Source organism: Xenorhabdus sp. SGI246 (assembly GCF_040838225.1).
Lineage (GTDB): Bacteria > Pseudomonadota > Gammaproteobacteria > Enterobacterales > Enterobacteriaceae > Xenorhabdus > Xenorhabdus indica.
This window is the reverse complement of record NZ_JBFPEZ010000039.1, coordinates 1-14,159: the sequence shown is the minus strand read 5'-3', so window position 1 is coordinate 14,159 and position 14,159 is coordinate 1. Positions and strand designations below refer to the sequence as shown.

The following is a 14,159-nucleotide window of genomic DNA, read 5'->3' as shown; positions in this document are numbered from 1 at the left end:
CTTTTCATTTCTTATGCTTAAAAATTCTCTGCGTGTCGGTTCAGGTTCACCGTTCCGTGGTACGTCAGACAATGTGTAGCAGAGCGAGGTTGTGTTGAGTTATTGCAGGAGATCGCGGCGTGCTCAGCACGGCGATGGTATGCTCCCCGTTCAGTGCCTGATCTCATCAGGATGAACGCCTCATTATCTTGACGTGTCGTATCTCCTTTTTTACTGCATCAGCCTGTTGCAAGGCAGTGGGTTGAAAACCAGATCTAGCGGTTGTTCGTTAATCAAACAGAATGTCATTCAATGACCTATTTTGCGTGGTTTCACTGAGTAATTCGGGATTCAAATCGGTCGTAAAGCCAGACCGGACGTGCTCTGGACGTTAGCCGCTTTGCGGCGTCACTTGGTAATCGCTTCGCTTTAACGCAAGTGACGCCGCGCAATTTTCGGGACGTTTACCGTGATAAATATAAAATGCAGGTGAATGTTATACCGGTTAAAACAGTATCGTTCAGCATGAGACAGAGAATGTTCTGCGCTATCGTGTGGTAAGCCGGTTTCATGTTGAGACCGGGAGACTTCCATTGCCAGACGAGATTTAGGTGTCTAACAATATCTGCTTCCAAAAGTGTGCAGATGTACCGCAATATTTGCACTCCTTTTCGGGCTACAGGAGTTTTATTTCGCCATCCGTTAGGTGATCCTTGCAGGCGAGAGATCGTTGTGATAACAGTGATTAATCTTACTGTTCAGTTCTAGTAAGGTCAATATACAACGTATTGAATATCATTTTATTTTTCCATGCCACGGCTGTAGTACTAACATAGAACTCCATTATCTGCCCCCTTACAGTCCTAATCTCAATCCGATAGAGTGATTATGAAAGTACATGAATGAGCAGGTACGCAATAATGTTTATTTCCCGGATGCAACCCTATTCCGTAAAACACCCCTGCATTTTTTTCATGTCACGCTGCCACAAAAAGCAAAAGAACTCGCTACCCGTCTGACGGATAATTTCCAGACGTTAAAACCAGAATCTTCAAGTTAATTACGTATAGACGGGTAAAAATAACAAATTAAATTTAGGATGTTGCTTTAGCCATTCCCTGACTTTCCGGCTTTTGTGAATACCATAATTATCCAAAATCAACGTGATACTTTTGGCTTGGCGATACTGACGATTAATTTCCTCTAACATATTGATAAATAAATCAGAGTTTTTCTTTATACCACCAACATAGGTCACTTGACCTGTTCGGGCATCAAGGCAGCCTGCAAGGTAGTGTTTTTGGTTTTTCCCCGGTGTCATCACGCGTTTCTGTTGCCCTTTTAGACACCAGTCTGCCCCAATTTTAGGATTCAGATCGATATCGACTTCATCTTCATAAAAAACAGGATGTTGCTCTGATACCTTGGCTAAGGCTTCGGTGATTTTTGCCATTTTTTCGTCATACTCAGGATCAGGCTTTTTGACGGTAGGTGCCGCTCTTCGCCAGACAATACCTACCTGACAAAAGTAACGATAAAGCGTACTTTTCGACAGAGATAACCCTAATAATTCATTGATTATATGAGTGATAAGTTCAAGACTCCAGCGTGAACGCACACAGTCAAAGTCCTGCGGGGAGTGTGATAATAAGAATGACAGCAAGCTAAAAATTGGGGCTAAATTCCATCGGGCAGGCCTGCCTCTCGGTAAGTTTTTTAGTCCTTCCAGCCCATATAATGTTAACCAATTTATCCAACGATGGACGGAAGAACGTGAACAATGAAGGGTTCTGGCGATGTGAGAAACGGTCTGACTTTCATGTAACATTAAGAGTGCCATGAGTCGGCGGGCATAATCTTTATCCCGAGTTTTATGAATAAATTTTTTCATCTGACAGCGTTCACTTCGTGGGATAGGTGCTATGATTCGCATCACTCAGTCCATTTTGGGATTTTTTTGATTTGGTGATTAATCAGATCGCAAAAATTGGACTGATTTCCCTCCAAGTGATCTACTATTTTGAAAGCTTATTTAATCCAGCGAACACTGTTCACTTTTCTCGTTCGGGATTTAATTAACTGGATGGAAAAATATTTAGAAGTATCTTATAATCGTAAAGCTTTCTAATTTAATAGAATTAAGATCATTTTAATAAAAATATTATAGGAATAATCTATGACAAAAAAAAATGAACTGGAAATGAGAAGAGAAATTCAGTCGGAAATATTTAATAGCTTAATACAACCCGAAAAAAAAATTGAAAACACAACATTTTATGACTGTGAATTTAAAAATTGTAATTTTAGCAACTCTACACTTAAAAAGTGTAAAATTATAGATTGTAAATTTGAAAGCTGTAATCTAAGTTTAATAGATATAGACAAAACCATATTTAATGATGTGGAATTCTATGAGTGTAAAATGATTGGAATAAATTGGGCAAAAGCAAATTTTCCAAAATTTTCATTTGAATCTCAATTAAAATTTGAAAAGTGTAAAATGAATGACTCTTCTTTTTACGGTTTGATTTTAAAAAATTTAAATTTGATAGAATGTAATGCCCAAGGTGTAGATTTCAGGGAGGGAGATTTTAGTTCGTCAAATTTCATTTATAGTAATTTATCAAGGTCTTTATTTAATAATACTAACTTAGAAAAAACTAATTTCAGTGAAGCTCAAAACTATATCATAGATATATATAAAAATAATATCACAGGTGCAATATTTACTCGTTTTGACGCTTTAGGGCTATTAGACTGTTTGGATATCAACCTGGTCGATTAATAGAAAATAAGTAAAAATCTACCTTCATAGAAGGTGGCATTGATTTCGCCCCAGAGGGGCGTACTAAAATCCCTAAAAACAAGCCTATGCCGCTACCGTTATTTTAAAATCTAAAAAACAATAAGGCAGAGCCAAAACCTGTTGCTGACCACCTCCTCAGGAGGTGGTGTTCAGTTATGAATCAAAACGGTAAGTGTCAAAAAACTGACCTTACCGTAAATTAAGTATATTAAATAAACATATTTAATCCAATGGTTTATTTTTTAAAAAAATAATCCACTAATATCAATAAGGTTTTTTTCTTGGTTTGATTGCTGTAAACGAAAAATAAGTTCTGATAATTCGAGTATTGTTGGTGACTCAAAAATTTTATTCATTTGGAGTGTAATATTAAATACACTTTGTATTTTTGATACTAGATGCATCACAAGTAATGAGTTTCCGCCAAGATCAAAAAAACTATCAGACAGTTCAATTTTATTTAAATGTAATATTTGCCCAAATATTTTTTCTAATTGCATTTCTATATTTGAGTGCGCAGAAATATTTTTTCCATATCTCATTGCGTTAACATCAGATGTTTGTAAGCTAGATCTATCAAGTTTACCATTGGGTAATGTTGGAAAAATATCCAAAATTTTATATAAAGATGGAACCATATAAGATGGCAAGTGTTTAGACATATATAGAGAAAAATCAGTAATATCAATTGAATTTTTGTTAAGTAACAAAAAAGCTACAAGTTTAGTTGGATTTAAACTAGGTGGCCAAGCTACAATTACTGCCTGTTTTACACATTCATAATTATTAGCAATAGATTCAACTTGACGTACGTCTATTCTGTGCCCTCTAACCTTTATTTCAAAGTCGTTACGCCCCATAAATTCCAGTGACCCATCATTTAAATAACGAACTAAATCACCTGTTTTATAAAGTCTAGCACCTGGCATATTGCCATATGGGTTAGCAATAAATTTTTGAGCGGTAAGTTTAGGTTGACCAAGATATCCTAAAGCCATACCTACACTGCACACATGCAATTCTCCTATAACTCCTATAGGTACTTGACGTAATTGCTCATCTAAAACATAAACTTTAGTATTCCATATTGGAAAACCTATAGGAACAAAACGACTACCAGTTCTAAAATCATAAGGCGCACAATAAGTCACATCATTTAATTCTGTACAACCATAATTATTCCATATGCTAACTTGAGGTAGTTGTGTCATTGTTCTATCTTTCAAACTTTGTAATAACGGTTCTCCTGCAGTAATCACATAACGTAACGATTGTAATAAAAATTTCTCAATTAATGCATAATCAAGTAGTGATTCTAAATGTGAAGGAACCAAGTAAAGTCGAGTCACACTCCAATAATTTATTATTTTTGACAATGATTTTATGTCCTTAGTTAGCACATCACTTGCTAATACTAATGGAATTCCTTGGAGTAGACCACTTAATAATTCTTTTACTGATACAGCAAATATAATTGGAGTTTTTTGTAATATAACTTCTGACTCACTAAATGGCATACGTTCCCAGGAAGCTTCAATCCAATTATGAAGTTGTGCGTATGGGATCATAACTCCCTTTGGTTTTCCCGTTGATCCTGAAGTATACATGATACAGGCAATTTGAGATAAATTGATAATATCTATTATATCTAAGTTATTTTCTGATAAGGTGGATAGTTCCATATTAAAAAAAACACCATTCTTATCTAAGTCTAATGTTAACTTATTCTTTTTAATTTCTACTATATCCTTTGTAAGGAGATCAGTAGTTAAAATAATTTTTGGGCAAACATCATTAAAGATATGGTTTCTATAACTTAATGGATATTGAGGGTCAACAGGAACATAACAAGCACCAATCTTTAAAATAGCTATTAAACTTATAACTAATTCAACAGATCTTTCACAATAGACGGCTACTCTTGTTTCTCGTTCTACTCCCATAGCTACTAACCATCTAGCTACTTGATTAGCACGCGAGTTGAGCTGTGAATAACTCAATATTTTGTTATAAAGTTTGTTAGAATCCATCATAGTAGTTCCGATACATGATGGATTATCAGAATTATGTATTGATTGCAATTCGAAATATTTAATTAAACTATATTTTGCTATTTTATTTTCTGACTCATTGATTAAAGTAAATAATTTTTTTTCTTGATTACTTAACATATTTATATTTTCAATGAAAAAATCAGGTAATAACGCCAAATACTCAAGAGCTAACTCATAATGTTTTACCATTCGCTTAATTGTTTCTTCAGTAAATAAATCTGTTGCATATTCTATAGTTAATTCTAATGAATCTGAATGCTCATGGAATTTCCAGTTAAGTTCATGCTCAGTAAATTTATCTTCATTGAAGATAATTTCATTCAAAATAAGATCTTCTGACCAATTTATATTATTATATATTGGAGAATTATCTAAGCAAATAATTACTGGCACCAATGATCTATGGTTATTATTTCTTTTTTTGCTAGATTCTTCAATTATACGCTCAAATACTAATTCTTGATGTTCAAAGCTACATAATGTTACCTTATGAATTTGTTCTAATAACTGTTTAATTGTTAATTTTTTAGAAAAATCTAATCTTATAGGTAGTATGTTGGTAAAAAAACCCACTACATCATTTAATTCTTCACATTTTCTGCCTGTAACTGTCGTACCAATGCAAATATCATTTTTTTTACTATATTGATATAATACTATAGTTAAGCTAGTCATTAAGCCTATAAATAAATTCGTATTGTTTGATAAACAAAAATTTTTAACAATATTTTTTAATTTGCATGAGTATGAATAATGATAAGTGCCTGAATGCCACACTCTAGCAGAGGTATGTGCATGGTCATAAGGAAGGGATAAATTATTTTGATAACCAGAAATTTGTTCATTCCAATATAATATATCTTCAAGACGGTTTTTTTTTTGTTCTATAGCAATATAATCAAAATACTGAAAAATTAAAGGAGGTAATTCATTTTTTTTATTATTTGATATAGAGTAATATAATTCACGCAAGTCTCTAGTTATTATCTTTATAGATAAGCTATCTGCAATTATTTTATGAATACAAACTACCATTATATGTTTTGATTTATTTATACGCAATATACTAAATTTAATTAAAAAATTATCAATTATATCAATGGGATAATTCGCATAGTTTTTTATATATTCAATAACATTTTTTTCTTTTATATCTTGTACGGAAAGTTCAATGGATACCTTATTTTTTATATTTCGTATTAGTTCTATTTTATTTTCATGAATCTTAAATGAAGTTCGCATTAATTCATGACGCTTTATCAATAAAGCAATGGCAGATTTCATATTATCAATAGAAAAATTAGCACCATCGAAGTGCATGGAAAATGAAATATTACAATTACCTCCATATTCTTTTAAATAATTATGGGAAAACCAAATACGTTTTTGTACGCATGAAATTGACATGTTATCTCTTATGTTAAAACTTTGTTGTATAGAGTTAAAATTATTTTTCATAAAAATTCCATTTAAAGGTCAGTCAAATATTTGTGATGTTGTGCTATTCACAAAATGGCACATAATATATCTTATCAAGAAAATAATCTTTGTGCTTTTTTGAAAATTAAATTTACTTCAAATAATAGGTAGAACAAGTAATTTAAGGCTGATTTTAAAATTAACTTATCATTTATTAATATTAATTTGAGAGCTATTTAAAATACTTTCTTATCATTATATCAATGAATAACTTTAATGCCGGCATCCTAAGTTAAAAATAAAAATTTCAATATAAAATAATTTCATGTAAATAAAAATATCATTTTTTACAATGCCAAATAATAATTTTATAACACTAAGAAATAAACCGCCGTTAAATATTTAACTAGACGGTTTATTTTAATTTATATCAACGTATTAGTTGATTGTGATTTTTTATTTATATATTTCAAATTGGCTAAACAAGTTGTAAGAATAAAAATATATTATAGTTTTAAACTAAACTTTCACGAAATGATTTAGGTCTCATATCAACCCAATTATTATTTACATAAGACAAGCATTCATCTTTGCTCCCTTCAAAAACTTTTTCCCATCCTATTGGAATATTTAGTTTTGATGGCCAGAGTGAATATTGTTCTTCATGGTTTATCAGAGCAAAAAAAATATCGGTATTATTCATAATTTAATTCCTTAATTAATAATGATTAAATAATCATATGAAACTGACTAAGGTTGATAAAAACCAAAATTCATATAATTTATATCTTAATTATACTTTTATAATTAATTGATCTCAACAAGAAATTAACTTAAATTCATTAATAACACTAATAATGTTGACGATTATCTAAAAAATCTAATATAACCATTCATGTGAAAATTTCAAAATAACTTGTTTTCATAAGAATATGATTTGTTTTTTATTTGTTAAGTGCTTAAGAAAAATGAATTACAAATTGATCACCATAACTTTCCAGGTGGTGTCGTCATAAAGTTAATTGTGCGATAATGTTTCCTATTCCATCAAAAGAGTCGATTAATTATGAGTACACCTGCACACCGCCGCCACGATATTTCAGATCACATTTGGGATCTGCTTGAACCTCATCTACCAGGACGTAAAAGCGCTTGGGGACGTGTCGCTGAAGATAATCGACGTTTTATCAATGGGGTGTTTTGGATTTTACGGACGGGGGCACCTTGGCGGGATCTGCATCCTGATTATGGCGGCTGGAAAAATACCCATCGTCGTTTTTGCCACTGGAGAGATAACGGAGTATGGGAAAAGCTGCTCGAACAATTGGTTAATGATCCCGATTTCGAATGGTTAATGATTGATGCCAGCCATATTAAAGTTCATCCCGATGCGGCTGGAGCAAAAGGCGGCAATCAGGAGATGGGACTTACAAAAGGGGGCTCAATACCAAGATCCATTTGGCCGTGGATGCACATGGTATGCCGGTCAGAGTTGTTATTACAAGCGGTACCACAGCGGATTGTTCACAAGCTGAAGCTGAGGCCTTGATTGACGGATTTGATGCCGAGCACCTCTTGGCAGATAAAGGTTATGATAGCAACGCGATAGTAGAAAAAGCGGAACAACAAGGTATGCAAGTTCAGATCCCCAGTCGAAAAAATCGAAAAGTTGCCAGAGAATACGACCGTGAGCTCTACCGGCACCGCCATTTGGTTGAAAATTCATTTCTTCATCTTAAACGCTGGCGTGGTATAGCAACGCGCTATGCAAAAAACAGCGCGTCTTTTCTTGCTGCGGTACAAATTCGTAGTCTTGTTCTTTGGTTAAATATTTCATGACGACAGCATCTAGTAAAGCATGTAGTCCATTGCATCCTGAGTCCAGATGATAAAATGTCACCAGTGATATTTAGCCTGTTGCCAGGCGATTTCAATCAGATTCAGCTCCGAGCTGTAGTCGGGAAGATAAAATAAAAGCAGATTGTACTCTCGTAATCAGCATTTCTGATTTTTTCCTCTATCCCATGGTGAATACGTGTATTATCCAGCACTAAAAATGTCAGGCGTTTATCGCCCTGTTTTGCTACCTGCTCTAAAAAATCAATCACATCAGCCCGCGTGACACTGCTTGATATTGTCTGGTAAAACAGTATGTTGTCCGTGTAATTTAACGAACCCAAAACTGACCGTCTGTTATGCTTTTGAAGTTCAGTCTCGTGGTGCTTATCCCGTGGACTCTATCCATACTGTACCGGAGAAGACGTGGAAAAACCGGCTTCATCAAAATAGATCAGATGGTAATGGCCTAACTGTGCTCCGGCCTTAATCTTATTCAGCAAAGCGGATTTTTTAGCAAACTCCATTTCGTGCACTTTTTTTAACGATAGGCGGGTTCTTTTATAGGTGAGCCCTTGCTTTTTCAGGGAATTCGCCAGCGTTTCAAACGTGCAGTGCAGGAAACCATGCTTTGCTTCAACACATTGGGCTATCTTGGCGAATGTTAGGGATTCTGTGCAGGCGGCTTCGACCACAGTGGTAATCATTTCAGGCGTCATGGCGAGATACCGGCCTCCGGCATGCCCACCTAATAATCCAGCTATCCCTGAATTTTGCCATGTATGACCTAGTTGTATACGCATTCAACTTCAAGCTGCCAATTTACAACACTATATGAAACCTGATTTTTCCCGGCGAAGCGGGGAGAAATCACACGCATCTTGCAATCAGATTGGTATAGATAACCAGGAGACTGTATCCTATCACAGCAGTGATCTGGGACGGCGTGACACCTCTGGTAAGCATGAGCAAATCCGTTCCTCGCGTACGGACGTCCCAGTATAGGTGATTCAAAGCCAGTTGTTGCAATGTAATTAGTTCAGGCTCAGAAAGTATTATCTTCGATTTCATAATAATAGATGGAAAATCGGGTTATCGTGGTATTGATTATAAGTGCACCAGAGAAACCATTTGCACTACTGCTATGCCAGCTATCAGCTCATCATAGAGATAAGTTTGCAGATAGTTTTCCTAATCCACTTAACAATAATTCAGATAATTTATCTTATTAATTTAATATCCATTTAAAGACGCAATGTTTCGATGAGCATAACTCAATCCACATTATGGCTCCTTAGTGAGTGGATTGAGTTTTTCCAAATTTAAACTCTATACTTTGTTTTTATAAAAAGAAAAATTAATTTTTAAAGATAAAAATAAAATTACAATACAAACCAAAATAAAATAAATCAGCACATCTTGCATTGCATTTAAATAATAAATGGAATCATTAAATCCACTTTTTTTGATATGAAAATTTTCACTAAAGAAAACATTAGATGTAAAAGCTACTCCAATTATTGCTCCTATTTGCTGTAACACTTGCAAAGAACCAGATGCTGCTCCCATATCCTTCGCTAACACTGTTCTTGTGATTGTTTGAAAGAGAGAAGAAACTAGCATACCATTACCTACTCCACCTAAAAAAAGGGAAATGATAATATAAGGACAATTACCAAATGACTCTATTTCTTGAATCAAGAAGTACAGAAAAATAAAACTAAAACAAAAAAGAGTTGCTCCAGTTATTATTTTAAATTTTAAATTAGAAATAAAAACATTCACCATAATTGCTGCTGCAACACCAATTGAAAAAAAACTTATCACTATAGCAACTTTCATTGATGAATAAGATAACCCTTTTTGTAAAAAAATTGCCAAAATAAATAAAAATCCTTGCAAAATAAAAAATAAAAATAAAATAGACACTCCACCAATAAGATAATTTTTGTTTTTTACGAGATATATAGGAAATAAAAGTGGATTTCGTTTTTTGTCTTGAAAAAACTCCCATTTAATGAATATTAAAAAACACAAAAAAGATAGTGAAATTAAAATGAAATACCAAGTAGGCCATCCATTTACACTACTTTCTATTAATGGATAAATGAAAGAAAAAATAGTCATTGTCATTAATAAAATACCTAAAAAATCAAGTCGAAAATTATTATCGGACTTAGATTCCGGGATATATTTAAATGAAAATAAAATAATAATTAAGCCTATAGGTAGATTGATAAGAAAACATAGTCTCCAACCTAAACCAAAGGGATTTACATGAAGCAGTATACCGCATAATATTGAGCCAAAGATAGCAGCAAATCCTGCTATAAATCCAAAAGTAGAAAATATTCTTGGCCGTTCATTGGGGGTGAATATTGTTACAGCAATAGCAAGTATCTGTGGTGTTAACATTGCCGCAGTTAACCCTTGTAATGATCTTAGTGCAATAAGATCATTAATTGTACTAGATATTCCACATAAAGTTGAAGTAATAGTAAAACCAAGTAACCCCAAAATAAATATTTTTCTACGCCCTACAGAATCACCAAGACGACCAAAAGGAATTAATCCTATAGCAAAAGCTATAATATAACTTGTAACCACCCAAGATAACTGTTCTTCTGTATTTTCAAAATAACTCTGTAAACTAGGTAATGCTACATTTAAAATACTGGCATCAAGAATAGTCATAAAATTAGCCAGTAGAAGAATTATCATTACTTTCCATCTAAACGGCACACTTGGGCTACTAGATTCTAACACATTGTTATTCTTATTTTTCATAAACTCAAAACTCCATTAATGCCAAGTCTTTATAATTCAACAAGTTATTTAAATTCAATTTTCCACTCCCGGTTCTAGGCAAGCTTTTAACTAGAAAAAATGAATGTGGATATTGAAATTTACCTAGCTTACGTCTACTTAATTCATGTAATTCTTTTGATAATTTAGTCATAGATACTAACTTCTCATATTTTTCATCCAAAACTATAAAAGCTCTTGTTCTGTCCAATCCATATTCATCTTTTATGATACATACAGCACAATCATATATATTTGGGTGAGATATAATTACCTTTTCCATCATTTGTGGTGAACACCAACAACCATTGATTTTAATAACTCGACCAGAACGACCAACATAATAAAATCTTTGACGATAGTCTGTAAAAAATAAATCATTAGTATTTAGCCAACCATCTATAAATGTCTTTTCATTTTGCTCTGTGCTGTTTAGATATTTTTCGGTAAGAGTGTTTCCTCTAATCCATAATGTTCCAACTTCACCGATACTGCAAATACTACCGTCCTCTCTTCTTAGTTCAGCAGTAAAACCTGGCACTAAAGTCCCTGTGCAATTTGGTAAGATATTTCCTAATCTTGATGAAATAAAAGTGGAAATTGCTTCCGTCATACCAATACCATCCAATACAGGAACACCAAGTTTATCTTTTAAATTAAATAATAGCTTAGATGGTAAAGCTTCTCCAGCAGATATACATAAACGCAACTTCGGAAAATTAATATTTTCATCTAATAATGATAACATTAATTTGTACATTATTGGAACAGCCAATATCACACTAACATTGTATTTATCAATAAGCTGAAGCATATTCATTGATTTTGAAAGAGGTGTGGCTAGAATATGAGTTGCTCCTGAATATAGTGAGATTAGAATATTATTTAGCCCATAGGCAAAAAATAAACGTGATGGGGAAAAAACTTTATCATATTTTTTAATCTGTATGACATAGCGAACATAATTCTGGTTGCAGTTTATAAAATCCCCATGAGAGTGCAGCAATGCCTTAGGTGTTCCTGTTGAACCAGAAGTAAATAGCATTACTGCTGGCCAACTATGTTTAAGCATAGTTATTGGATATATCTTTGTATGATTAATAGCAAACGTATTTAATATAAATTTATTAAGTTCAATACATTCGCAATTAGCTATGTCTTTAGCTATCATGCATGCTTCTGAATTACTGTAAATAAGTAATTTAGGATCTGCTGCATTTAACATCACCATAATATCTTGTTGAGATGCATGATAATTGATAGGGCAAAATATCCACCCACCCATCATACAACCAAGCATAACAGCTACACTTGTACAAGTGTCAACAGCAGATAAAGCAATGACATCTCCTTTTTTATATCCTCTATTAGAAAATTCATGAGCAATATTACTAGCCATACTAAATATTTCTTTATAATTCATAGTGATTTTATTTTCTGGATCTATTATTACTGATTTAGATTCAAGATTTTTTTTATCAAATATATAATGACATAAGTTAGTATTGTTCTTTGATTCAGACTGACAAGCTATATGTTCAGAATGAGAAATTATATTAGAACATAAATAATTCCATGAATCTTCTATTTTAGGAAAAGTTTTTAGATGAGTTTCTACTATTTCCCCTTCTCTTCCTTTTAGGGCTTTAATTTTGATATTAAATTTATTTACTAATTCTAGAAAATCGTCGGAAGTAGATTTGTTTTTTTCATCGTCTGTTAATTTAGAATAAAATAAAACATCTAAAACGCCTTCAATAAAAGATAGTGATTTGTTAATATTTAATAATGACTTGTCAGTAATTATGTCTATATCATTGCATTCTAAACATATTCCTTCAATATATATAATTTCTGATGATAATGCATTTCTAATATATCCATATTTAGCAATTCCGTAAAGATCTATAACTATACTTTTACATGGCATTTCATTCCAATTTATATCTGCATCTGGCAACAATACCAATATTGCTATGTCATTACTCTTTTTAGTCGTAGGAGAAATAATACACTCACCATTCAAACTACATATGAATTGTTGATAATTTGATGTATTTTTTCCAATTATCTCTATTGCAGGATGTATTTTATTGTTAAGTTTGCTAAATATATATCCAATAATCTCTTTAAATAACCAGTTAGCAACCAAATTACCTTTATATATATTTGGTGGATTTTCATTTTCTTTATTTAATTGAATGTGCAATGAGTTTGAAAAAACAATTTTTTCATTATTTCTAATATGAAATAAGTAATTATTATTTATAACATCATGTTGACTAGGAGTATAAATTGATACAACCTCAGCTGATTTCCCCTTTATCGTAAAATATTCTTTACACAAGATAAAAGATTTCAATTTTTGTGCTAGAAACGAAGAAATTTTCTCCAGTTGATCTTCATTCATAGTCACTAAACTCGTATCATAATAAACTAAATTTTCTTGATTTTTAACATTATCTAATAAAACAAAATTATAGTCTAAAAAATCAAAATGCTCATGCGAATTAAATTCAACCTTTTTGAGATAAGGTATGTTGTTTTTTTGTTTAAATTTCAATAGTACATTTAAAAACATATCCGTACGATATTCATTAAGAATATATAATAATGAATCTAGACTATCATAAAGGCAATCAATTTGATTATTCTTCCATAATTTATTTATATCAATAAAAATTGATTTTGTTGTATAACATGCAACAATAGATGATTGAATTTTCAGAAAATCACGAATTAAAGGAATTAATCTTTTTTGTCTATCTAATTCACGTAAAAAAACACCAAAACGATCATATTCATGTGGATTATCTAGTCTATAAGATAGATTTATTTTTATATGATTATTTTTTTCTATGAAATTAAAGTTCAAATGAGAATATTTAATTCCCATTTTCGTTAATCTAGGAAAAATTTCTGTTTCAATCAAAACTTGATTATTTATTTCTTTATAAGAAGAGCTCATTATGTATTTTCTCTTAATGAAAATCAATTTGTAATTTATTTTACGTCAGGAATTACTAACAGTGTTCAATTTAATGCACAATAAACCAAATTAAAATATAAAAAATTGAGAATGATTAAACTAATTTTTTAATATAATACCATATATAAAAATTATTCAATATCATATGAGACTATTTTCAGATGAAGCCTTTTCTAATTAAAAGGCTTCATCGTTTTAACACAATACTAAACAACTTATCCTTTCAGCATAAAAAATCTATCTAACACTCGTTGATGATGCTGGATAAGGC

10 protein-coding genes and 2 pseudogenes are annotated in these 14,159 nt (G+C 32.0%); 3 read left to right on the top strand and 9 right to left on the bottom strand.

Annotated features, from left to right (window positions below):
• Positions 1 to 17: 17 nt before the first annotated feature.
• On the bottom strand, positions 18 to 167 hold the full coding sequence (locus tag ABLA85_RS09030) for a hypothetical protein (protein ID WP_367963296.1): 150 nt from the start codon (positions 165 to 167) through the stop codon (positions 18 to 20).
• Between the two features lie 638 nt (positions 168 to 805).
• Between ABLA85_RS09030 and ABLA85_RS09025 the strand changes: the two are divergent.
• Positions 806 to 1,039 (top strand): annotated as a pseudogene (locus ABLA85_RS09025) (transposase); the annotation flags it as partial.
• A 3-nt stretch (positions 1,040 to 1,042) separates the two neighbouring features.
• Here ABLA85_RS09025 and ABLA85_RS09020 read toward each other — a convergent pair.
• Positions 1,043 to 1,912: pseudogene (locus ABLA85_RS09020) on the bottom strand (IS630 family transposase); the annotation flags it as partial.
• Between the two features lie 243 nt (positions 1,913 to 2,155).
• On the opposite strand from ABLA85_RS09020, the gene ABLA85_RS09015 reads away from it, so the two are divergent.
• Positions 2,156 to 2,764 (top strand): pentapeptide repeat-containing protein, encoded by a 609-nt coding sequence (locus ABLA85_RS09015; RefSeq protein WP_367963294.1) that lies wholly within the window; start codon positions 2,156 to 2,158, stop codon positions 2,762 to 2,764.
• 263 nt (positions 2,765 to 3,027) lie between these two features.
• On the opposite strand, the gene ABLA85_RS09010 is transcribed toward ABLA85_RS09015, so the two are convergent.
• Both ABLA85_RS09010 and ABLA85_RS09005 read right to left on the bottom strand, forming a co-directional pair.
• Positions 3,028 to 6,297, bottom strand: a complete 3,270-nt coding sequence (locus tag ABLA85_RS09010; protein ID WP_367963293.1) for an amino acid adenylation domain-containing protein — start codon at positions 6,295 to 6,297, stop codon at positions 3,028 to 3,030.
• Positions 6,298 to 6,772: 475 nt separating this feature from the next.
• Complete coding sequence (locus tag ABLA85_RS09005; protein WP_367963290.1) at positions 6,773 to 6,961, bottom strand: MbtH family protein; 189 nt, start codon at positions 6,959 to 6,961, stop codon at positions 6,773 to 6,775.
• A gap of 363 nt (positions 6,962 to 7,324) precedes the next feature.
• Here ABLA85_RS09005 and ABLA85_RS09000 point away from each other — a divergent pair.
• Positions 7,325 to 8,097 (top strand): IS5 family transposase gene (locus ABLA85_RS09000; protein ID WP_367963288.1). Its coding sequence is split into 2 segments (ribosomal slippage): positions 7,325 to 7,700 and positions 7,700 to 8,097, totalling 774 coding nucleotides; the frame shifts between segments, so codons are not numbered across the junction.
• 57 nt (positions 8,098 to 8,154) lie between these two features.
• Here ABLA85_RS09000 and ABLA85_RS08995 read toward each other — a convergent pair.
• From ABLA85_RS08995 to ABLA85_RS08975, 5 genes are all read right to left on the bottom strand, one after another.
• The gene (locus ABLA85_RS08995; protein ID WP_367963607.1) at positions 8,155 to 8,202 is read right to left on the bottom strand and encodes a hypothetical protein; all 48 of its coding nucleotides are present in this window, start codon (positions 8,200 to 8,202) and stop codon (positions 8,155 to 8,157) included.
• Complete coding sequence (locus tag ABLA85_RS08990; protein ID WP_367963285.1) at positions 8,199 to 8,438, bottom strand: hypothetical protein; 240 nt, start codon at positions 8,436 to 8,438, stop codon at positions 8,199 to 8,201. The genes ABLA85_RS08995 and ABLA85_RS08990 overlap by 4 nt, the downstream gene beginning before the upstream one ends.
• Positions 8,439 to 8,495: 57 nt before the next feature.
• The gene (locus ABLA85_RS08985) at positions 8,496 to 8,897 is read right to left on the bottom strand and encodes a hypothetical protein (RefSeq protein WP_367963282.1); all 402 of its coding nucleotides are present in this window, start codon (positions 8,895 to 8,897) and stop codon (positions 8,496 to 8,498) included.
• Positions 8,898 to 9,423: 526 nt separating this feature from the next.
• The gene (locus ABLA85_RS08980; protein WP_367963279.1) at positions 9,424 to 10,881 is read right to left on the bottom strand and encodes an MFS transporter; all 1,458 of its coding nucleotides are present in this window, start codon (positions 10,879 to 10,881) and stop codon (positions 9,424 to 9,426) included.
• 4 nt (positions 10,882 to 10,885) lie between these two features.
• Positions 10,886 to 13,867 (bottom strand): AMP-binding protein, encoded by a 2,982-nt coding sequence (locus ABLA85_RS08975; protein WP_367963277.1) that lies wholly within the window; start codon positions 13,865 to 13,867, stop codon positions 10,886 to 10,888.
• Positions 13,868 to 14,159: the final 292 nt, after the last annotated feature.

Excerpts from the sequence above, each read along its gene's own strand:
- ABLA85_RS08975 (WP_367963277.1), bottom strand. The coding sequence starts at position 13,867 with ATGAGCTCTTCTTATAAAGAAATAAATAATCAAGTTTTGATTGAAACA.
- ABLA85_RS08985 (WP_367963282.1), bottom strand. The coding sequence starts at position 8,897 with ATGCGTATACAACTAGGTCATACATGGCAAAATTCAGGGATAGCTGGA.
- ABLA85_RS09005 (WP_367963290.1), bottom strand. The coding sequence starts at position 6,961 with ATGAATAATACCGATATTTTTTTTGCTCTGATAAACCATGAAGAACAA.
- ABLA85_RS09015 (WP_367963294.1), top strand. The coding sequence starts at position 2,156 with ATGACAAAAAAAAATGAACTGGAAATGAGAAGAGAAATTCAGTCGGAA.
- ABLA85_RS08980 (WP_367963279.1), bottom strand. The coding sequence starts at position 10,881 with ATGAAAAATAAGAATAACAATGTGTTAGAATCTAGTAGCCCAAGTGTG.
- ABLA85_RS09010 (WP_367963293.1), bottom strand. The coding sequence starts at position 6,297 with ATGAAAAATAATTTTAACTCTATACAACAAAGTTTTAACATAAGAGAT.
- ABLA85_RS09030 (WP_367963296.1), bottom strand. The coding sequence starts at position 167 with ATGAGATCAGGCACTGAACGGGGAGCATACCATCGCCGTGCTGAGCAC.